This is a genomic window from Stenotrophomonas sp. STEN013 (genome assembly GCF_056760355.1).
This window is the reverse complement of the sequence record NZ_JBRREO010000003.1, coordinates 311,298-329,766: the sequence shown is the minus strand read 5'-3', so window position 1 is coordinate 329,766 and position 18,469 is coordinate 311,298. Positions and strand designations below refer to the sequence as shown.

General features: G+C 64.2%; 20 protein-coding genes and 1 other RNA gene. 15 read left to right on the top strand and 6 right to left on the bottom strand.

Features of this window, described 5'->3' with window-relative positions:
* The first annotated feature begins 2 nt into the window (after nucleotides 1-2).
* From ACVOMH_RS09380 to ACVOMH_RS09350, 7 genes are all read left to right on the top strand, one after another.
* Complete coding sequence (locus tag ACVOMH_RS09380) at nucleotides 3-899, top strand: peptidylprolyl isomerase (RefSeq protein ID WP_481551771.1); 897 nt, start codon at nucleotides 3-5, stop codon at nucleotides 897-899.
* A 23-nt stretch (nucleotides 900-922) separates the two neighbouring features.
* The gene (locus tag ACVOMH_RS09375; RefSeq protein WP_481551770.1) at nucleotides 923-2,254 is read left to right on the top strand and encodes an MFS transporter; all 1,332 of its coding nucleotides are present in this window, start codon (nucleotides 923-925) and stop codon (nucleotides 2,252-2,254) included.
* Nucleotides 2,255-2,319: 65 nt separating this feature from the next.
* On the top strand, nucleotides 2,320-3,510 hold the full coding sequence (locus tag ACVOMH_RS09370) for a coproporphyrinogen III oxidase (protein ID WP_481551769.1): 1,191 nt from the start codon (nucleotides 2,320-2,322) through the stop codon (nucleotides 3,508-3,510).
* A 7-nt stretch (nucleotides 3,511-3,517) separates the two neighbouring features.
* The gene (locus ACVOMH_RS09365) at nucleotides 3,518-4,294 is read left to right on the top strand and encodes a helix-turn-helix domain-containing protein (RefSeq protein ID WP_481524255.1); all 777 of its coding nucleotides are present in this window, start codon (nucleotides 3,518-3,520) and stop codon (nucleotides 4,292-4,294) included.
* Between the two features lie 21 nt (nucleotides 4,295-4,315).
* Nucleotides 4,316-5,056, top strand: coding sequence for a molybdate ABC transporter substrate-binding protein (gene modA / locus ACVOMH_RS09360; protein ID WP_481551768.1), 741 nt, complete (start codon nucleotides 4,316-4,318; stop codon nucleotides 5,054-5,056).
* Nucleotides 5,057-5,058: 2 nt separating this feature from the next.
* Entirely contained in the window at nucleotides 5,059-5,742 is a 684-nt protein-coding gene (gene modB / locus ACVOMH_RS09355) for a molybdate ABC transporter permease subunit (RefSeq protein ID WP_481551833.1), read from the top strand.
* A complete protein-coding gene (locus ACVOMH_RS09350; RefSeq protein ID WP_481524252.1) occupies nucleotides 5,732-6,400 on the top strand; it encodes a sulfate/molybdate ABC transporter ATP-binding protein in 669 nt (222 codons plus the stop codon). The genes modB and ACVOMH_RS09350 overlap by 11 nt, the downstream gene beginning before the upstream one ends.
* Nucleotides 6,401-6,982: 582 nt before the next feature.
* On the opposite strand, the gene ssrA is transcribed toward ACVOMH_RS09350, so the two are convergent.
* The 3 genes from ssrA to smpB form a co-directional block, all read right to left on the bottom strand.
* Nucleotides 6,983-7,336, bottom strand: a transfer-messenger RNA (tmRNA) gene (gene ssrA / locus ACVOMH_RS09345).
* Nucleotides 7,337-7,476: 140 nt separating this feature from the next.
* Nucleotides 7,477-7,896, bottom strand: a complete 420-nt coding sequence (locus ACVOMH_RS09340; protein ID WP_481551767.1) for a GNAT family N-acetyltransferase — start codon at nucleotides 7,894-7,896, stop codon at nucleotides 7,477-7,479.
* Nucleotides 7,896-8,399: an SsrA-binding protein SmpB gene (smpB, locus tag ACVOMH_RS09335; protein ID WP_481551766.1), complete on the bottom strand. Its 504-nt coding sequence runs from the start codon at nucleotides 8,397-8,399 to the stop codon at nucleotides 7,896-7,898. Before smpB ends, ACVOMH_RS09340 begins: the two co-directional genes overlap by 1 nt.
* A 50-nt stretch (nucleotides 8,400-8,449) precedes the next feature.
* Between smpB and ACVOMH_RS09330 the strand changes: the two genes are divergently transcribed.
* On the top strand, nucleotides 8,450-8,878 hold the full coding sequence (locus ACVOMH_RS09330; RefSeq protein ID WP_481551765.1) for a type II toxin-antitoxin system RatA family toxin: 429 nt from the start codon (nucleotides 8,450-8,452) through the stop codon (nucleotides 8,876-8,878).
* Nucleotides 8,879-8,881: 3 nt separating this feature from the next.
* Nucleotides 8,882-9,136 carry an RnfH family protein gene (locus tag ACVOMH_RS09325; protein WP_481551764.1) on the top strand — a complete coding sequence of 85 codons (255 nt, stop codon included), beginning with the start codon at nucleotides 8,882-8,884 and terminating at the stop codon, nucleotides 9,134-9,136.
* Nucleotides 9,137-9,153: 17 nt separating this feature from the next.
* Here ACVOMH_RS09325 and ACVOMH_RS09320 read toward each other — a convergent pair whose 3' ends face one another.
* Nucleotides 9,154-9,546 carry an outer membrane protein assembly factor BamE gene (locus ACVOMH_RS09320; RefSeq protein ID WP_054656920.1) on the bottom strand — a complete coding sequence of 131 codons (393 nt, stop codon included), beginning with the start codon at nucleotides 9,544-9,546 and terminating at the stop codon, nucleotides 9,154-9,156.
* A 105-nt stretch (nucleotides 9,547-9,651) separates the two neighbouring features.
* Here ACVOMH_RS09320 and fur point away from each other — a divergent pair, with 105 nt between their 5' ends.
* Nucleotides 9,652-10,059 carry a ferric iron uptake transcriptional regulator gene (gene fur / locus ACVOMH_RS09315; RefSeq protein WP_054656922.1) on the top strand — a complete coding sequence of 136 codons (408 nt, stop codon included), beginning with the start codon at nucleotides 9,652-9,654 and terminating at the stop codon, nucleotides 10,057-10,059.
* A gap of 63 nt (nucleotides 10,060-10,122) precedes the next feature.
* On the opposite strand, the gene recN is transcribed toward fur, so the two are convergent.
* On the bottom strand, nucleotides 10,123-11,787 hold the full coding sequence (gene recN / locus ACVOMH_RS09310) for a DNA repair protein RecN (RefSeq protein WP_481551763.1): 1,665 nt from the start codon (nucleotides 11,785-11,787) through the stop codon (nucleotides 10,123-10,125).
* A 183-nt stretch (nucleotides 11,788-11,970) separates the two neighbouring features.
* Between recN and grpE the strand changes: the two genes are divergently transcribed.
* From grpE to ACVOMH_RS09285, 5 genes are all read left to right on the top strand, one after another.
* Nucleotides 11,971-12,492 carry a nucleotide exchange factor GrpE gene (gene grpE / locus ACVOMH_RS09305; RefSeq protein WP_481551762.1) on the top strand — a complete coding sequence of 174 codons (522 nt, stop codon included), beginning with the start codon at nucleotides 11,971-11,973 and terminating at the stop codon, nucleotides 12,490-12,492.
* Between the two features lie 139 nt (nucleotides 12,493-12,631).
* Entirely contained in the window at nucleotides 12,632-14,548 is a 1,917-nt protein-coding gene (gene dnaK / locus ACVOMH_RS09300; RefSeq protein ID WP_054658284.1) for a molecular chaperone DnaK, read from the top strand.
* A 168-nt stretch (nucleotides 14,549-14,716) separates the two neighbouring features.
* Nucleotides 14,717-15,844 (top strand): molecular chaperone DnaJ, encoded by a 1,128-nt coding sequence (dnaJ, locus tag ACVOMH_RS09295; protein WP_481551761.1) that lies wholly within the window; start codon nucleotides 14,717-14,719, stop codon nucleotides 15,842-15,844.
* Nucleotides 15,845-15,968: 124 nt separating this feature from the next.
* Nucleotides 15,969-16,877, top strand: a complete 909-nt coding sequence (pdxY, locus tag ACVOMH_RS09290; RefSeq protein WP_481524248.1) for a pyridoxal kinase — start codon at nucleotides 15,969-15,971, stop codon at nucleotides 16,875-16,877.
* On the top strand, nucleotides 16,874-17,986 hold the full coding sequence (locus ACVOMH_RS09285; RefSeq protein WP_481551760.1) for a prephenate dehydrogenase: 1,113 nt from the start codon (nucleotides 16,874-16,876) through the stop codon (nucleotides 17,984-17,986). The genes pdxY and ACVOMH_RS09285 overlap by 4 nt, the downstream gene beginning before the upstream one ends.
* A 222-nt stretch (nucleotides 17,987-18,208) precedes the next feature.
* Here ACVOMH_RS09285 and ACVOMH_RS09280 read toward each other — a convergent pair whose 3' ends face one another.
* Nucleotides 18,209-18,424, bottom strand: coding sequence for a hypothetical protein (locus tag ACVOMH_RS09280; protein WP_481551759.1), 216 nt, complete (start codon nucleotides 18,422-18,424; stop codon nucleotides 18,209-18,211).
* Between the last annotated feature and the right edge of the window lie 45 nt (nucleotides 18,425-18,469).

Here is an 18,469-nt window from a genome sequence, read left to right as displayed (position 1 = left end):
CCATGGGCAGCCTGCCAAGAATCCTGCCGATCACCGTAATCGACTCGGCCCAGCCGGTGCCGGTCGAAGCCGATCATCACCACGACGACGCGGCACAGCAGGGGCCACGCTCGCTTGGGCAGCCGGCACCGTGCAGTCTGTTTGTCGATGACACACCCATCAGCGAGGCCGAGATAGCCCGCGAGATGCAGTTCCACCGTGCGATGCGGCCAGAACAGGCGCGTGCCGATGCCGCCCGTGCCCTGGTGGTGCGCGAACTGCTGCGTCGTGAGGCCCAGCGGCTGGGCCTGCACCAAGAGCAGGGCGACGGCGTCCATACGGATGAGGAACTGCAGATCCAGCGCCTGCTCGAGCAGCAGGTGGAGGACCGTGTGCCGAGCGAGAACGATTGTCGTCGCTATTTCGAGCAGAACCCCGAGCGCTTTCGTTCGCCCGACCGTATCCGCGTACGCCACATCCTGCTGGCTGCGCCCGCGGACGATATCGCCGGCCGCTTCAAGGCCCGCACCCAGGCCGAGCAGCTGATCGCGCAGCTGGCTGAGCAGCTGCATCTGTTCGCCGATCTGGCACAGCGTTATTCGCAATGTCCCTCGAGCAGCGAAGGTGGCGATCTGGGATGGTTGCAGCGCGGCCAGACCACGCCAGAGTTCGATCGGCAGGTCTTCCGGTTGCGCCAGGGGTTGGCGGGCTTCCCGGTGGAATCCCGCTGGGGATACCACGTTGTGAGTGTGGATGCGCTTGAAGCCGGGCAGTCGCAGCGCTTCGAGCAGGTCCACACACAGATCCGCGACTACTTGGAGCTGCAGGTGCGCCAGCGCAACGTGCAGCAGTTCCTGTTGGAGCTGCGCGAGCGCTATCCCGTCCGCGGTCTTCAAGAAATTGAAGCCTGGGCCGAATGAACTGACGTTCTGGAGGAGTGGCGATGAGCCAAATTCTGCAAGCAGTCACCCATGGGCAGCAGCAACGCGCGTTGTGGTTGAGTACGTTCGCTTTCACCGTCTGTTTTGCGGTGTGGATGATCTTCTCGATCATCGGTATCCAGATCAGCGCGCAACTGGGATTGAACGACACCCAGTTCGGTCTGCTGATCGCCACCCCGGTGTTGACGGGCTCGTTGAGCCGGGTGTTCCTGGGCATCTGGGCCGACCAGTTCGGTGGCCGCAAGGTGTTGGTACTGGTGATGCTGTGCGGCGCCGTCGCCACCTGGATGCTCACGTATGCGCACACCTACCTGCAGTTCCTGTTCGCCGCGTTGTGTGTGGGTATCGCCGGTGGCAGCTTCTCGGTGGGGGTGGCCTATGTGTCCAAGTGGTTCCCGGCCAGCAAGCAGGGAACCGCGCTGGGCATTTTCGGTGCGGGCAACATCGGTTCGGCAGTCACCAAGCTGCTGGCGCCGATGGTGATGGTGGCCGCCGGTTGGACCATGGTCGCCAAGATCTGGGCGGTCGGTCTGGCCGTTGCCGCCGTGCTGTTCTACATCTTCAGCAAGGAGGACCCGCAGCTGGAACAGCGTCGCCGTGATGGCGTCAAGCCGATGCCGTTCTCCGAGCAGATGGCGCCGTTGAAGAACCTTCAGGTGTGGCGCTTCTCGCTGTACTACTTTTTCGTGTTCGGCGGCTTCGTGGCACTGGCGCTGTGGCTGCCGCATTATCTGGTGGGCGCCTACGGCATGGACGTGGCGACGGCCGGCATGCTGGCGGCCTGCTATTCGATTCCGGCCAGTCTGTTCCGCGTGGTCGGTGGCTGGCTGTCCGATCGCATCGGCGCCCGCCGGGTGATGTACTGGACTTTCAGCGTCTCGGTCATCTGCACTTTCCTGCTGGCCTATCCGGACACCGAATACGTGGTGAAGGGCATCAACGGTGAGCTTCGCTTCCACCTGGCCATCGGCGTGACCCTGTTCACTGTGCTGGTGTTCGTACTGGGGTTCTTCATGTCGCTGGGCAAAGCGGCGGTATACAAGCACATCCCGGTGTACTACCCCCACTACGTAGGTGCGGTAGGGGGTGTGGTAGGCATGATCGGTGGTCTGGGGGGGTTCATCCTGCCTATCGCGTTCGGCGCCTTGAATGATGCCGTGGGTATCTGGAGCAGCTGCTTCATGCTGCTGTTCGTGGTGGTTGCCGCAGCGCTGGCGTGGATGCATTTCGCGATCCGTCGCATGGAACGCCGACACTTCCCGCAGCTGGATGGCGAAACCGATCTGCCGGAAGCCATTGACGCCGGTGCCGCCGAAAAGCTGCGGCGCGTTTGATCCATATCAGGGAGCAGGGGCGCGGCGTGCGCGAGGATGCAGACATACCAGTGGAGACCGCCGGGATGGACGACACCTCGTTGCACGCCGCATTGCTGCAGCAGCCGCATCATGTCCTGTTTCCCGCATCCGGGCAGCTCAGTCACGGGTTCGGCGAGGCAGGGTGGCGTGCGGCGATGCTGGCCAGCAACGAACATCTGATCCCGCGCGACCTTACCTTGGGCTTCTGTGCCCCGCAGGGGGGCAGGGAGGATCCGGACGGGTTGCTTGAGGCGCTGCTGAACAGTCTTCGCCTGCATGCCAGCGTGGTGGCCGGTGATCGTGAAGTGGGCGCGATGGTGCTGCAGCTGGGCATGGCCGAGCATCTGCCGCCGCCGCTGCTTGGACGTCTCCTTGATGCCGTGCCACATCATCTTTCCACCATCGCCCGGCCACAGGTGGAGGTCAGGCTGGACGCGGCCAGCGGGGTTGCGCCGGGCGCACTGCGTGAGGTGGGCTGCACGCGGCTGACCGTGATCGACCATGCCGGCGCCGATGGCCCGGCGGTGCTGGCGCAAGGCCTGCATGCCGGGTTCACCGCATGCTATTACCAGTTGCGCATACCGGCACGGGATGACCTCTCCTTCCTGCAACGCCTCCAGGCCGTGCTGGCGTCGGCACCCGATCGCCTGCTGCTGCCTGCGCCGTGTGTGCTGCCAAGCCAGCCGGCAGCGGCGCACTGGCTGCAGGCCTGGCGAATGGTCCGTGCCGCGGGCTATCGCCCCATCGGCGGAGACCACTACCAGCGTCCTGACCTCACCCTGCCGGTACGCAATGGCGATGGCCAGCGCTACTGTGACTTGCTGGGCGTGCCGCGGCGCAAGCGCCACGACCTCCTCGGAATCGGGCCAGGCGCGAGCAGCCAGATTGGCAATGTCGTGTGCGAGATCGAGTCGCAGCCGCAGCGGTGGCGTCAATGTCTGGCGGCGGGCCAGCCGGGTGTGGCAGCCGGGCTGATCCTGTCCGGGCAGGAATGTCTGGTTGACGAGGTGGTACAAAGTCTTGCGTGTGACCATGCACTGGACATGCGTGCATTCGAATGGCGCAACACCGTGCCATTCGAGGAGTTTTTCCAGGATGCGATGGCGCGGGTTACCTCCTTCATCCAGTGCGGTTGGCTGCAGCGCGAAGGTCACGTGTTGCGGATCCAGCATGAAGGTGAGCTGTTGTGGCGTACGATTGCGGCGTGCTTCCGGCCTTCGACTGCTTCTGCATGATTTCGGAATGAATTCCTCCAGCCCAGCATCACGCGGTCCACCGGGAGCCGCCATCACCAATCCTGCCGCCGCCAACGACGGTGATGCCTTGAAATTCTGCAGCACTTGCGCGTTTTCCGATGCCTGCACTTCGCAGGGCTATGACAAGGGCGCGCTCGCCGAGCTGCACGTGCTGGTCGATCATGTCGGGCCCTATCACGCCGGACAGTACATCTTCCGCGCCGGCGAGCCGTTTGAGGCCATCGCCGCCGTGCGCGCCGGCGTGGTCAAAACCTTCATCGATGACAGCCTGGGAAACGAGCAGGTACTGGGATTCAGCCTGCCGGGAGAGGTGATCGGCCTCAATGCGATCCATGGTGAGCGCTATCCCTGCAATGCGGTGGCGCTGGACACCGTGTCGCTGTGCCGGATCTCGTTTCCCCGCCTCAGCCTGCTGGCAACACGGATGCCGACACTGCAGGCCAAGCTGTTCAGCCTGCTCAGTGCAGAGATCGGCAAGGCCGCCGTGCTGGCGGCCAACTACCGCACCGAGGAGCGGATGGCCGCATTCTTGCTGGATATCTCCGCCCGCTACAGCCGGCGCGGATTTTCAGCCAACCGCTTCAATCTGACCATGACCCGCTCGGAGATCGCCAATTACCTGCGCATGGCACCGGAAACCGCCAGCCGGGTGCTGCGACGCCTGAGCGATGACAAGGTCATCCTGGTCAACCAGCGGGAAATCATCCTGCTGCAGCCGGAACGGCTGGCGCAGATGGCGGCCCAGGACGATGCGAACGCGTGATGCCCGAACCAGGACCTGTCCATGAACACGTTGTTGTCATTGTTACTGATGTTTGCCGCGATTCCGGCCGCCGCCGCCGAACTGACCGTGTCGGCCGCGTCAAGCTTGACCGAAAGCTTCCGTGAAATAGCCGCAGCCTATGAAGCGGTGAATCCAGACATCCGTGTGGATCTGAATTTCGCTGCCTCCGGTGTGCTGCTGCAGCAGATCGCGCGCGGGGCACCGGTGGATGTATTCGCCTCGGCCGATCAAGCCACGATGGCGCTGGCCGCACAACGTGGTCTGGTGGTGCCTGCGACGCGGCAGATATTCGCCGTGAACAGCCTGTGGGTGGTGGTACCGCCGCAGGCTCGGGTAAAGCCGGTATCACTGGTGGCATTGGCCGAACCGGTAGTCAGGCGGATAGCCATCGGCAATCCGGACAGCGTACCGGCCGGGCGCTACGCGCGCGAGGTGCTGCAGCAGGCGGGTCTGTGGCAAGCGCTGCAGCCGCGGATGATCAACACCCAGAATGTACGCCAGTCTCTGGACTATGTGGCACGGGGCGAGGTGGATGCCGGTTTCGTCTATGCCACCGACGCGCAGGCGATGCCTGGTCGCGTACATCGCGCGTTCCAGGTGCCGGTTCCGGGCGGCATTAGCTATCCGCTGGCAATGGTGAGAACGACGCGATCTCCCGCGCATGCACGTGCCTTCATGGCTTTCGTGCGTTCAGCGCAAGGGCAGGCCATTCTGCGCAGACATGGTTTCGGCAGTCCCTGATGGTGGACCTGGATTGGAGTGCCTTGTGGTTGTCGCTGAAGGTCGCCGGTTGGGCCACGCTGCTCAATCTCGTGTTCGGTGTCGCCCTGGGTGCGCTGCTCGCGCGGCGGCGCTTTCCAGGACGTGAGTTGCTTGACACGGTTCTCACTTTGCCGATGGTGCTGCCGCCCACCGTGCTCGGTTACTACCTGCTGGTACTGATCGGCAGCCATGGTCCGCTGGGAGCATGGCTGCTGGACAGCTTCGGTATCAATCTTGTTTTCACTTGGCAGGCGGCGGTGTTTGCCGCTGCAGTGGCATCGTTTCCGCTTGTGTTCAAGCCGGCCCGGGCAGCGTTCGAGAACGTCGACACCCAGCTGGAGCAGGCTGCGCGCACGCTGGGAATTTCCGAGATGGCGCTGTTCTTCCGGGTGACGCTGCCATTGGCATGGCGCGGAATTCTGGCCGGTCTGTTGCTGGCGTTCGCGCGTGCGATGGGCGAATTCGGCGCCACCATCATGGTGGCTGGCAGTATTCCCGGGCGCACCCAGACCCTGTCCATCGCCATCTACGAGGCAGTGCAGGCAGGCAACGATGGACGTGCCAATCTGCTGGTGATGGTGTCCTCGGTGGTTTGCATCAGCGTGCTTCTGCTCGCCTCGCGGCTGGTGGGGCGACAGCCAGGAGGCACACGTGATGTGGCTTGAGCTGGAGATCGCCTGCCACCTGCAAGCCGCCGGCCAGCATTTCCATCTGCAGGCGGAGCTGCGTTGCAGCCAGCCCCGCGTGGTGTTGTTTGGTCCTTCAGGCGCGGGCAAGAGCCTCACACTGAAAGCCGTGGCAGGCCTGTTGCGGCCGGACAGCGGCCTGATCCGGCTGCATGGCCATACGTTGTTTGATGCCCGTGCGGGTGTCCACCTGTCACCACAACGGCGTCGGATCGGTTATGTGTTTCAGGACTACGCATTGTTTCCGCATCTGAGCGTGCGCCAGAACGTGGGCTTCGGTCTGCAGCGCGGTTGGTGCAACCCGGCGCGCGGGAGCCGTATCGCGGCGGTGGAGCAGTGGTTGCAGGCGTTCCGCATCGAGCACATCGGCGATCTGCTGCCTGCACAGATCTCCGGTGGGCAGCGCCAGCGCACCGCACTGGCGCGCGCACTGGTGACGCAACCGCAGGCGCTGTTGCTGGATGAACCGTTCGCGGCGCTGGATCACCACTTGCGCGCGCACCTGCGTCAGGAACTGGAGACGGTCCTGGACCAGACCGGCATTCCGCTGCTGCTGATCAGCCATGACCCGGAGGACATGGACATGTTCGGCCAACAGGTGGCGCATCTGGTCGAGGGCCGGATAAAGAGTGGTTGATGGCTGTCCGCAGCATGGCTGGGCCAATGATCGGCGCAGTGCTGGGGTGTAAGACCCTGGCGCGCCGCGCCGGCAGCGGCACGTCCATCAGAGGGAGCCAGCAGCAGCGCTGCTGGCCAGTTGCGACTTTGTCCGCGCGCTTTCCCGCGCGCGTGCTGCTTGGCGGGCCTTGGCCTGAGGCGGTGGGCTGTCGTCTACGCGCCGCCCGTCAACGCAGTGCCCGTTGCAATCTGGTCTTTGCTGACAAGCCCATGATCGGGGGAGGGGGAAGGAGTCCAAGGGAACGGGTCTTTCCTCTCTGTGGATCCCAACCCTGTAGCGGCCCGCATTGCGACTCCAGAGGGCAGGAAATGGCCGCCGTCGTTGAAAGCAGCGGGCGTCGCGGACCTGCTTTTGCCGATCGCAACATCGCTAAGGAGCATTGAGGGCCAGGCTTCATGCACAGTTATCGCGCCCGGGATTGCCCAGTGTTGCTCCGTGTGTTTATGGGCGCTGTCGGACTGTTACAGGCACAAAAAAGGCCGGAACCTTTGATTTCTCTAGGGTTTCCAGCCTTTGTTGCGCCGTCCTAAGACGGCTATATGGTGGAGGTGGGCGGAATTGAACCGCCGTCCGAAGGCACTCCATCCCCGGCACTACATGCTTAGCTCACCGTTGGGTCTCGTCCCGTGGCAGCACGGTGTGCGAAGCGCACCCCAGGACCAGCCTGTTTTGGTTAAGCCGTGACTGACAGGCAGCCGTCACAGCCGGTTCCGTGATAATGACCCTACATCCACGAGCACGGGCACAAGTGGGTTCGGGGCTTACGCCTTAAGCGGCGAGAGCGTAGTTGTCGTCGTTGGCAACTAGAGTTTTGCAGCTGGATTTACGAGGAAAGCTACCCCCTCGGCATGCGCCAAGCGACTTCACAACCCCCGTCGAAACCAGTGCACCCCCGGTTTCTTCAAGTGCTGCATGGCTTATGGGCAGGATGTTGTCCATAAGCCGACTTGACGGGGCCATCCTACGGCAAAAGTGCTGAACAGTCACCGGTACTGTTTGCGTAGGGTTGAGGCAGCCGTTGCTGCGTGGGTGTTTCAGCGCAGGGACTTGCGCATGTAGACGCGCTGGTGTCCCGGTGGGTAGTCATCAAGGCGCCCGAAAACCTCGTAGCCGTGACGCAGATAGAACCCTTCGGCCTGCCAGTCGAAGGTGTCCAGCAGCACTCCGGCAGCCCTCGCGCTGCGGGCGCGTTGTTCGGCCTCGGCCAGCAGCGTGGTGCCAAGGCCTTGGCCGCGGCAGGCGGGCTCGACCCAGAGCACGTGGAGGTTGAGCCAGCCGGCGCAGATGTCCGCCAGTAGGCCAGCCTGCACGTTTCCGTGTTCATCGTGGAGCGCCAGGCGTACTGGCGCTTCGGCCCAGTTCTGGCTGGATGCAGTCCGGTTGAATGTGACCAGCCGCTCGCAGAGCAGGGCGGTTTCCTGCGCGCTGGCATCGCGTGGCGTGCAGGCTGGCATCAGGCGTTGCGGTTGTGCGCCCGCATGGCGCGCTGCTTCTCGCGGGCCCAGTCACGGTCCTTGGCGGCATCGCGCTTGTCGTGATCCTGTTTGCCCTTGGCCAGCGCGATCTCGAGCTTGATCTTGTTCTTGCGCCAGTACATCGCGGTGGGCACCAGAGTGTAGCCTTCACGCTCGACGCGGCCGATCAGCTTGTCGATCTCACGGCGGTGCAGCAGCAGTTTGCGCTGACGGCGGTCTTCAGCCACGACGTGGGTGGAGGCCTGGATCAGCGGGGTGATCTGCGCGCCGATCAGGTAGATCTCGCCGTCCTTCACATAGGCGTAGGCGTCGGTCATGTTGCCGCGCCCGGCACGGATGGCCTTGACCTCCCAGCCTTGCAGCACCAGTCCAGCCTCGACACGCTCCTCAAGGTGGTATTCGTGACGGGCACGCTTGTTGAGCGAGATGGTTTTGTCGACCGTCGGGCTCTTTGCTTTATCCTTGCCGGGTTTCTTGCTCATTTACATATTGTCTCCGATTCGGGGGCGTTCCGGACATTCTTTGTAACCCCATGCCTACCATCCGCCGCAGCGCTTTGGTCGAACACTCCGCAGGATGCATGTTCGACTTGGTCAATGACGTCTCCGCCTATCCGCGCCGCTTCCGCTGGTGCGACAAGGCCGAGATCCTGGAGCAGGGCGGTGATCGCGTTGTTGCCCGGCTCGATCTGGGGCTGGGCTCGTTCCGGACCTGGTTCATGACCGAGAACACGCTGCAGCGTCCGCACAGTATCGATATGCAGTTGCGTGATGGCCCGTTCAAGCGCCTGCACGGACGCTGGGAATTCCACTCGCTGGCGGAAGATGCCTGCAAGGTAACGTTGACGCTGGAGTTCGAGCCAACCTCGCGCTTGCTGGTTCCGGCGTTGGCGCTGGGTTTTCAGGGGCTGGCCGATCGCATGGTCAATGACTTCGTGCGCGTGGCCGATCAGGAGGCCTGAGGCATGCGCGTGGAAGTAGTGCTGGCCTGGCCGGATCGTTATCTCCGCCGCGAGCTGCAGTTGCCGGAAGGTTGTGTCGTGGCCGATGCGCTTGCAGAAGCGGCGCTGGTCGCAGACGGCGAAGTGGTGGCCTGCGCGGTTCATGGCGTCGTCTCGCGCCCAGAGCAGGTGCTTCGGGACGGGGATCGCATTGAGATGCTGCGGCCTCTGGTGGCCGATCCCAAGGAAAATCGCCGCCGGCGTGCGCGCGGCGGCTGAGGTTCAGGAGGCAGCGATCAGCGGCCGCCCTTCTTCTTGTCCTTGGCCAGATTGCGACCGAACTGGCGCACGCTGTTCTTGGCCAGTTCCGCATCCTGGGTGGCGAAGTAGTCGCCTTCCCAGCGCGTCACTGCATCGTTCTCGAAGAAAACAGTGAAATTCTTCACTTCGGTCTTGCCCAGGCGGTTCACACGTTGGCTGGCGGTGTAGTCCCAGCGCTGGGCGTGGAACGGGTCAGCAATGGAAGGTGTGCCCAGCAGCGCGTTGACCTGCTGCTTGCTCTGGCCGACCTGCAATTGCGCCACGGACTGCTCGCGGATCAGGTTGCCCTGATAGATGGGCTGCTTGTAGATGATGCCGCAGCCAGTAGTGGACAGGGCGACAACGGCGATCAACAGGAGGTTGCGCATTGGGTAGGGCGGTTTTAGGAAATCAGGCCGATGATACACTCCCCGGCACCCTGCGCGATCTGACAGGAGACAACTGGCGTTAAACCGCCAATGAACAGGATGGCTATGGAATCCAATGAGCTGCGCAAAGTCGGTTTGAAAGTGACGCATCCCCGCATGCGCATTCTCGCTTTGCTCGAGCAGAACACCCCGCATCACCACCTTACGGCCGAAGACATCTATCGCCAGCTGCTTGATTGCGGCGATGAGATAGGTCTGGCCACGGTCTACCGTGTGCTGACCCAGTTCGAGGCGGCCGGTCTGGTGCTCAAGCACAATTTCGAAGGCGGTCAGGCGGTCTACGAGCTGGATCGCGGCGCCCACCATGACCATATGGTGGACATGGATACCGGCAAGATCATCGAATTTGAAAGTGCCGAGATCGAGGAGCTGCAGCGGAAGATCGCCGCAGAGCACGGGTTCGAGCTCGAAGAGCACTCGCTAGTGCTGTACGTGCGCAAGAAGCGGCGTTGAGCCCGGCTGCGGCGGAGCATCATCTGATCTTAAAAAAACCGGCGCATGCGCCGGTTTTATTTCTCACACTTCTGTCAGCAACTTGCGGGCCGCGGCGCGGGCCTCCTTGCTGACCTCGGCGCCGCCGAGCATGCGCGCCAGCTCTTCCTCGCGGCCCTTGCCGTCGAGCAGCTCCACCGCGCTCTGGGTCATGCCTTCCACCGGCGCCTTGCTGACCCGGTAGTGGGCGTGACCCTTGGAGGCGACCTGTGGCAGGTGGGTCACGCACAGTACCTGGCGGCGTTCGCCCAGCGCCCGCAGCTTGCTGCCGACGATGTCGGCGATGGCGCCGCCGATGCCCGAGTCCACCTCGTCGAACACCATCGTGGGCACCGCGTCCAGGCCCAGTGCGGCCACCTCGATGGCCAGTGAAATGCGCGACAGCTCGCCGCCGGAGGCGACCTTGCGCAGCGCCCGCGCCGGCTGGCCGGCATTGGCAGCCACCAGGAATTCGACCCGCTCGGCGCCATTGGGGTCCGGGCGGAGCTGCGCCTGCGGTTCCAGCTCGATCCGGAACTGGCCACCGCCCATACCCAGTTCGCCAATCAATTCAGTGGTGGTCTGCGACAGCGCCGCGGCTGCCCGGGTGCGGCCCAGGGTCAGAGCGGCGGCCTGCGCCTGCCAGTGCGCGCAGGCCTTGTCGATCTCGCCGGCCAGCCTGGCCAGACGCTCGTCGGCGCCGTGCAGCTGCTCCAGCTCGGCCTCGATACGGTCGCGGGTGCCTGCCAGCTCCTCCATCGGCACGCGGTGCTTGCGCGCCAGATCATGCAGACGCCCGAGGCGACGTTCGATGTCTTCAAATGCCTCCGGATCGCTGTCCAGGTCGTCCTGCACCCGGTCCAGCTGTACCAGGACCTCGTGCAGCTGGATGGCGGCGGCATCGAGCATGCTGTCGATCTCGCCCAGTCGCTGATCGTGCTGGCTGACCCGCGCCAGTTCGCCGCGAACCTGCTGCAGCTGGGCGAGCAGGGAGGGGCTGTCGTCGCCGTTGAGCAGGCCGCTGGCATGCTGGCAGGCCTCGATCAGGGCGGTGGAATGGGCCTGGCGGCGGTGGCTGGCGATCAGGGTGGCGATGGAAGCCGGCTCCAGCTCCTCGCGCTGCAGTTCGCCCAGCTGGTGTTCGAGAAAGCCGATGCGATCGGAGACATCACCCTGTTGCGACAGGGCCTCGCGCTCGTCCAGCAACGCCTGCCAGCGTGATGCGGCCAGGCGAACGGCGGCGCGCTCGGTCTCGTTGCGGGCGTAGGCATCCAGCAGTGCCAGCTGGCTGTGGCGGGCCAGCAGGGCCTGCTGCTCGTGCTGGCCGTGGATTTCGACCAGAAAGGCGGCCAGTTCGGCCAGTTGCGATACCGGTACCGGGCGGCCATTGATGAAGGCGCGCGAGCCGCCATCGGCGCGAATGACCCGGCGCAGCTGGCACTGTTCCTCGTCATCGAGTTCGTTGTCGCGCAGCCATTGCCGGGCGGGGGTGTCATCGCTGAGGCTGAATTCTGCTGACAGCTCGGCCCGGCTGGCGCCGTGGCGCACCACGCCGGAGTCGGCGCGCTGGCCGGAAAGGAAGCCCAGCGCATCGACCATCAGCGACTTGCCGGCGCCGGTTTCACCGGAAACCACGGTCATGCCGGGGCCGAACTCCAGTTCGGTGGCGCGTACTACTGCAAAATCCTTGATGGAAAGATGTCTGAGCATGGTCGGCAGGTCTTGGGGCCGCGCAAAACTAGCATGCGCGAAGGGCCGGGCAAATGTCCGGGGGGATTTTCCTGGCAGGGTAGGTGGTTGGCGTCTCACCGCGTGATTCTTGGCCTTGAAACCGCCGCCGCCGCCCACATACGGGGCAGGGTAGGCGGCTGAACTTCCGCCAGGGAACCGGAAATGAACCAAGAGCACCCAGAACTCGACCCCATTACCCCCGCTGACAGCGAAGCGGCCACCGATCCCCAGCAGGAGCAGATCCAGGCGCTGCGCGCCGAGCTGGAGCAGGTGAAGGCTGACGCGCTGCGTGAGCGCGCCGACTTGGAGAACCAGCGCCGGCGTGTGGCCCGCGATGTCGAACAGGCGCGCAAGTTTGCCAACGAGAAGCTGCTGGGCGAACTGCTGCCGGTGTTTGACAGCCTGGATGCGGGCCTTGCCGCCGCGGGCAGCGAGTCCAACCCGCTGCGCGAAGGGCTGGAACTGACCTACAAGCAGCTGCTCAAGGTGGCGGCCGACAACGGCCTGGCGCTGCTGGATCCGGCCGGGGAAACCTTCAATCCGGAGCACCACCAGGCCATCAGCCAAGTGGATGCGCCGGCTGGCGTGACCCCCGGCGCGGTCGTGACCGTGTTCCAGAAGGGCTACCTGCTCAACGAGCGCCTGCTGCGTCCGGCGCTGGTGGTGGTGGCCCGGGTCGACTGACCCGCAGGCTGGCCGCCGGTTAAACGGCGCCGGCCATCCGCAAACCGTGTTCCGGGGGTGGCTTGAATGTCACCACGCCATCCCCCACATCCCATTCATCCCCGGCGGCTGCCGGCAAACGAATCCTCAGGAGTCCCCCATGGGCAAGATCATTGGTATCGACCTCGGCACCACCAACTCGTGCGTGGCGATCATGGACGGCGGCAAGGCCCGCGTCATCGAAAATTCGGAAGGCGATCGCACCACGCCTTCCATCGTCGCCTATACCAAGGACGGCGAAGTGCTGGTGGGCGCCTCGGCAAAGCGCCAGGCCGTCACCAACCCGAAGAACACCTTCTATGCGGTGAAGCGCCTGATCGGCCGCAAGTTCACCGACGGTGAAGTGCAGAAAGACATCGCCCACGTTCCCTACGGCATCCTGGCCCATGACAACGGCGATGCCTGGGTGCAGACCAGCGACGGCAAGAAGATGGCGCCGCAGGAAATCTCCGCGCGCGTGCTGGAAAAGATGAAGAAGACCGCCGAGGACTTCCTCGGTGAAAAGGTCACCGAAGCGGTCATCACCGTGCCGGCCTACTTCAACGACAGCCAGCGCCAGGCGACCAAGGACGCCGGCCGCATCGCCGGTCTGGACGTCAAGCGCATCATCAACGAGCCGACCGCTGCGGCCCTGGCCTATGGCCTGGACAAGGGCGACAACAAGGATCGCAAGATCGTTGTCTACGATCTGGGCGGCGGCACTTTCGACGTGTCGATCATCGAGATCGCCAACGTCGACGGCGAGAAGCAGTTCGAAGTGCTGGCCACCAACGGTGACACCTTCCTGGGTGGCGAAGATTTCGACAACCGCGTCATCGAGTACCTGGTGGAAGAGTTCCAGAAGGATCAGGGCATCGACCTGCGCAAGGATCCGCTGGCCCTGCAGCGCCTGAAGGATGCTGCCGAGCGCGCAAAGATCGAGCTGTCGTCCGCGCAGCAGACCGAAGTCAACCTGCCGTACGTCACCGCCGATGCCTCCGGCCCGAAGCACCTGAACATCAAGCTGACCCGTGCAAAGCTCGAGGCGCTGGTGGAAGACCTGGTCAAGAAGTCGATCGAGCCGTGCCGTGTCGCGCTCAATGACGCCGGCCTGCGTTCGAGCGACATCAACGAAGTGATCCTGGTCGGTGGCCAGACCCGCATGCCGAAGGTGCAGCAGGCGGTGAGCGAGTTCTTCGGCAAGGAGCCGCGCAAGGACGTCAACCCGGACGAAGCCGTGGCACTGGGTGCCGCGATCCAGGGTGGCGTGCTGGGCGGCGACGTCAAGGACGTGCTGCTGCTGGACGTGACCCCGCTGTCGCTGGGTATCGAGACCATGGGTGGCGTGTTCACCAAGATCATCGAGAAGAACACCACGATCCCGACCAAGGCTTCGCAGATCTTCTCGACCGCCGAGGACAACCAGTCGGCCGTGACCGTGCACGTGCTGCAGGGTGAGCGTGAGCAGGCCCGCTACAACAAGTCGCTGGCCAAGTTCGACCTGTCCGGCATCGAGCCGGCCCCGCGTGGCATGCCGCAGGTGGAAGTGTCCTTCGACATCGACGCCAACGGCATCCTGCACGTGTCGGCCAAGGACAAGAAGACCAACAAGGAGCAGAAGGTCGAGATCAAGGCCGGCTCGGGTCTGTCCGAGGAAGAGATCGCACGCATGGTCGCCGATGCGGAAGCCAACCGTGAGGAAGACAAGAAGTTCCAGGAGCTGGTGCAGACCCGCAACCAGGCCGATGGTCTGATCCACGCGACCCGTAGCGCCATCACCGAGCACGGCAGCAAGGTCGGCGGCGATGTCATCGGCAAGGTCGAGGCGGCACTGGCCGATCTGGAAACGGCGATGAAGGGCGACGACAAGGCGCAGATCGAAGCCAAGTCCAAGTCGCTGGAAGAGGCCGGCCAGGCGCTGTTTGCTGCCGCTTCGGCGGGCGAGCAGGGCGGCACGGCCGATGCTGGTGCCGGTCAGTCCAGCGATGACGTGGTCGATGCCGAGTTCACCGAGGTCAAGGACGACAAGAAGTCCTGATCCGGCGGTGGAACGGGGAGGTGGCGCAGGCCATCGCCCCGGTCCCCTCCTGCAACAACTGGTCCTGACAGAAGGGTAAGCCGGCGTCGGGGCGGCCAACAGAGGAGCGGAAGCGGTTTTCGCTCCTTTGTTTTGACGAATCCCGAGTGACGGAACTCTATTCCTGAAATGAGCAAGCGCGATTACTACGAAGTGCTGGGTGTTTCCCGCACTGCCAATGACGAAGAACTGAAGAAGGCCTATCGCCGTTGCGCGATGAAGCACCACCCCGACCGCAATCCGGGGGACTCCGCGGCCGAAGCGGCGTTCAAGGAGTGCAAGGAGGCGTACGAAGTCCTGTCCGATGGCAACAAGCGGCGCATGTACGACGCCCACGGTCATGCCGCGTTCGAGCATGGCATGGGCGGTGGGGGCGGCCACGGCGGCCCCGACATGAACGACATCTTCGGCGATATCTTCGGCAATATTTTCGGGGGCGGTGGCGGCCCGCGCCAGCCGCGTCGCGGGGCCGACATCGGCTATGTGATGGAGCTGGACCTGGAGGAGGCGGTGGCCGGCGTCGAACGCCGCATCGAGATTCCCACCTTGGCCGAGTGCGACGACTGCGATGGCAGCGGCTCGGAAGACCGCAAGGTCGAGACCTGCAACGTCTGCGGCGGACGCGGCCAGGTGCGGGTGCAGCGTGGCATCTTCGCCATGCAGCAGGCTTGCCACAACTGCGGCGGCCGTGGCCAGATCATCGCCAAGCCCTGCAAGACCTGCCACGGCAACGGCCGGGTCGAGGAAGACAAGGTGCTCTCGGTCAAGGTGCCCGCGGGCGTGGACAGCGGTGATCGCATCCGCCTCCAGGGCGAGGGCGAGGCCGGTCCGCCAGGCACGCCGCCGGGCGATCTGTATGTGGAAATCCGCGTTCGCGAGCATGCAATCTTCACCCGCGATGGCGACGACCTGCATTGCGAAGTGCCGGTGCGTATCTCGCAGGCGGCGCTGGGCGACACGATCCGGGTGGCCACGCTCGGGGGCGAGGCGGAGATCCGCATTCCGGCCGAGACCCAGACCGGCAAGCTGTTCCGCCTGCGCGGCAAGGGCGTCAAGTCGGTGCGCAGCCGCACCGAAGGGGACCTGTACTGCCGCATCGTCGTGGAAACTCCGGTCAACCTGACGGTCGAACAGCGCAAGCTGCTGGAACAGTTCGAGGCCAGCTTCAGTGGTGAAGACGCCCGCAAACACTCGCCCAAATCGGCCACGTTCATTGATGGCGTCAAGGGGTTCTGGGATCGCATGACCTCCACCTGACCGGTTCGTTTTCAGCAATGACAAAGCCGCAGCTTGCTGCGGCTTTGTTGTTTCCGTGCGCGGCGTTGGTTGCGCACGCAATCTACGCCGTCGCCTCGGGGGTGTGCGGACGTAGAATGTAACGATGAACGAAGTCGACCACAGCCATCTCGTGCACGGTCGTCGGCAACGCCCGGATGGGCCGACGCCGGTGGACGTGATTTCGGTCCAATCCCAACTGGTCTACGGCCACGCCGGCAACAGTGCGGCAGTGCCGCCGTTGCGTGCACTGGGTCTGCGCGTGGCGGAAATCCCCACGACGCTGCTGAGCAATGCGCCGTTCTATTCGACGCTGCGCGGGCACGTGCTCCCCGCGGACTGGTTTGCCGATCTGCTGCTGGGGGCGAGCGAGCGTGGGCTGCCGCAGCGTGCCGGTGCGCTGGTGTCCGGCTATTTCGGCAGTGTGGAAAACGGTGTCGCATTCGCCGACTGGCTGGATACAGTGCTTCCGCAGTCGTCCCAGTTGCGTTACTGCCTGGATCCGGTGATCGGCGACACCCATACCGGCCCCTATGTGGAGCCGGGGCTGGAGAAGGTCTTCGCCGAGCGCTTGCTGCCACATGCCTGGCTGGTGACGCCCAACGCGTTCGAACTGGGACGACTGACCGGCATGCCCGCATTGGCGCAGGACGATGCCATCGCCGCTTCGCGCAAGTTGCTGGAACGGGGGCCGGAATGGGTGATCGCCCATTCGGTCTCGGGGAATCCGGGCGACCTGGTGACGCTGGCGATCGGGCGCGATGAAGTCTGGCGTTGGACCTCGCCGCATCTGCCGGTGGATGTGGCAGGTACCGGTGACGTGCTGATGTCGCTGATCGTCGCCTTTCTGCTCAAAGGACACGCCTTTGAAGATGCGGTGGGCCGCGCCATTGCAGGTGTACATGCCGCGCTGGAAGCGACGTTGGCGCAGGGCGTGGAGGAATTCGATGTGCTTGCAGCAGCGCCCGCGGCGCTGGGTACGCCGCACCGGTTCCGCGCCGAGCGCCTGGCATGAGTGGTCCTGTCATCGGCATCGTCGGCAGCGGCGGCGCCTATGGCCGTTGGCTGCGCGGATTCTTCCAGTCGCGGATGGGGCTGACGGTCATCGGCCATGATCCGGTGGATGCGGACTCGCAGACCCCCGAACAGCTGCTGGAGCGGGCCGACGTGCTGCTGTTTTCCGCGCCCATCCGCCATACGCCGGATCTGATACGCGACTACGTCCACCGATCGGGCGGGCGCGAGCAGGGCCGTCTGTGGCTGGATGTCACCTCGATCAAGGCCGGGCCGGTAGCGGCGATGCTGGAGTCCAGAGCATCGGTCGCCGGACTGCATCCGATGACCGCGCCGCCCAAATCGCCGACGCTCAAGGGCCGGGTGATGGTGGTCTGTGAAGCCCGCCTGGATCCCCGCTGGCAGGGCTGGCTCAAGGAGCTGTACGCCGGGCTGGAGGCCGAATGCGTGCGTGCCACGCCCGAGCATCATGACCGGGTGATGGCGCTGGTGCAGGCGATGGTGCACGCCACCCATCTGGCGCAGGCCGGTGTGCTGCGCGAGTACGCGCCGCTGCTGGGTGATCTGCAGGCGCTGATGCCTTACCGTTCTACCGCCTTCGAACTGGATGCGGCGGTCATTTCGCGCATCCTGTCGCTGAATCCGGCGATATACGAAGACATCCAGTTCGGCAATCCGCATACCGCCGAGATGCTGGATCGTCTGCTCGGCCAGCTGCAGCAGTTGCGCGGACTGATCGGACGGAGCAGCGATTCGGCCCGCGCCGTGTTCCGTCAGCAGTTCCTGCTCGACAACCGGGCGGCGGTGGGCGAGGACACCCTGCGCGACGGCAATTACAGCTTCGAGCGGCTGGGCTATCTGCTGGCCGATCTCACCGAACAACGGGCGATGAGCGTACATCTGCCGCAGGACCGCGCCGGTTCACTGCGTGAACTGCTGCATGTGTTCGAGCAGCATGGGGTCAGCCTGGCCTCGATCCACTCCTCGCGTACGCAGTCAGGGGAAGTGCATTTCCGTATCGGTTTCGAGCACAGCTATGCGCCGGAGGTGTTGGCCGCGGCCGCGCAGCAGATCGATCACAGCGGTATCGGACGCGTGCTGGGACGCTGACCTACCGGGGAACTGTCGCAGCAGCTGCGACTTAATCCACAGGGGGTGTGGATGAAATGTACACAAACGTGTGGATAAGCGTCGGCACGCCTTGTGGCACAAGGCTGTCAAGACACTTGTTCAATAATTGACCAGCATCGGGCTGGTTTGGCAAAGCCCATTCAGGCCCACATAGTCCACGCGTTTTGCTGCTGCATCCGCTGTCGCATGGAGGTCCTGTTTTCAGGCACGGTACGCTTGGTTCAGTGACAACCTGACCGCACCATCGGCGGTTCCCAGGTGGCTGCCCTGGCGGATCAGTGGACGCCCGTCGGCCAATTCATAACGCGGCGCGGGCGTGGAGTTGCCACTGGCCGCGCCTGGTGTCTCGTCCCTGAATTCGATGACGATCCAGCTCTGGCCATCGGCACTTGTCGCAGGGAATTGTCGGAACGCCATCGCTCAGCTCCTGGTGGCAGGTACCCGGATCAGCCGCGTTGATCA

Excerpts from the sequence above, each read along its gene's own strand:
- ACVOMH_RS09380 (WP_481551771.1), top strand. The coding sequence starts at position 3 with ATGGGCAGCCTGCCAAGAATCCTGCCGATCACCGTAATCGACTCGGCC.
- ACVOMH_RS09375 (WP_481551770.1), top strand. The coding sequence starts at position 923 with ATGAGCCAAATTCTGCAAGCAGTCACCCATGGGCAGCAGCAACGCGCG.
- ACVOMH_RS09370 (WP_481551769.1), top strand. The coding sequence starts at position 2,320 with ATGGACGACACCTCGTTGCACGCCGCATTGCTGCAGCAGCCGCATCAT.
- ACVOMH_RS09365 (WP_481524255.1), top strand. The coding sequence starts at position 3,518 with ATGAATTCCTCCAGCCCAGCATCACGCGGTCCACCGGGAGCCGCCATC.
- modA (WP_481551768.1), top strand. The coding sequence starts at position 4,316 with ATGAACACGTTGTTGTCATTGTTACTGATGTTTGCCGCGATTCCGGCC.
- ACVOMH_RS09350 (WP_481524252.1), top strand. The coding sequence starts at position 5,732 with ATGTGGCTTGAGCTGGAGATCGCCTGCCACCTGCAAGCCGCCGGCCAG.
- ACVOMH_RS09340 (WP_481551767.1), bottom strand. The coding sequence starts at position 7,896 with ATGCCAGCCTGCACGCCACGCGATGCCAGCGCGCAGGAAACCGCCCTG.
- smpB (WP_481551766.1), bottom strand. The coding sequence starts at position 8,399 with ATGAGCAAGAAACCCGGCAAGGATAAAGCAAAGAGCCCGACGGTCGAC.
- ACVOMH_RS09330 (WP_481551765.1), top strand. The coding sequence starts at position 8,450 with ATGCCTACCATCCGCCGCAGCGCTTTGGTCGAACACTCCGCAGGATGC.
- ACVOMH_RS09325 (WP_481551764.1), top strand. The coding sequence starts at position 8,882 with ATGCGCGTGGAAGTAGTGCTGGCCTGGCCGGATCGTTATCTCCGCCGC.
- ACVOMH_RS09320 (WP_054656920.1), bottom strand. The coding sequence starts at position 9,546 with ATGCGCAACCTCCTGTTGATCGCCGTTGTCGCCCTGTCCACTACTGGC.
- fur (WP_054656922.1), top strand. The coding sequence starts at position 9,652 with ATGGAATCCAATGAGCTGCGCAAAGTCGGTTTGAAAGTGACGCATCCC.
- recN (WP_481551763.1), bottom strand. The coding sequence starts at position 11,787 with ATGCTCAGACATCTTTCCATCAAGGATTTTGCAGTAGTACGCGCCACC.
- grpE (WP_481551762.1), top strand. The coding sequence starts at position 11,971 with ATGAACCAAGAGCACCCAGAACTCGACCCCATTACCCCCGCTGACAGC.
- dnaK (WP_054658284.1), top strand. The coding sequence starts at position 12,632 with ATGGGCAAGATCATTGGTATCGACCTCGGCACCACCAACTCGTGCGTG.
- dnaJ (WP_481551761.1), top strand. The coding sequence starts at position 14,717 with ATGAGCAAGCGCGATTACTACGAAGTGCTGGGTGTTTCCCGCACTGCC.
- pdxY (WP_481524248.1), top strand. The coding sequence starts at position 15,969 with ATGAACGAAGTCGACCACAGCCATCTCGTGCACGGTCGTCGGCAACGC.
- ACVOMH_RS09285 (WP_481551760.1), top strand. The coding sequence starts at position 16,874 with ATGAGTGGTCCTGTCATCGGCATCGTCGGCAGCGGCGGCGCCTATGGC.
- ACVOMH_RS09280 (WP_481551759.1), bottom strand. The coding sequence starts at position 18,424 with ATGGCGTTCCGACAATTCCCTGCGACAAGTGCCGATGGCCAGAGCTGG.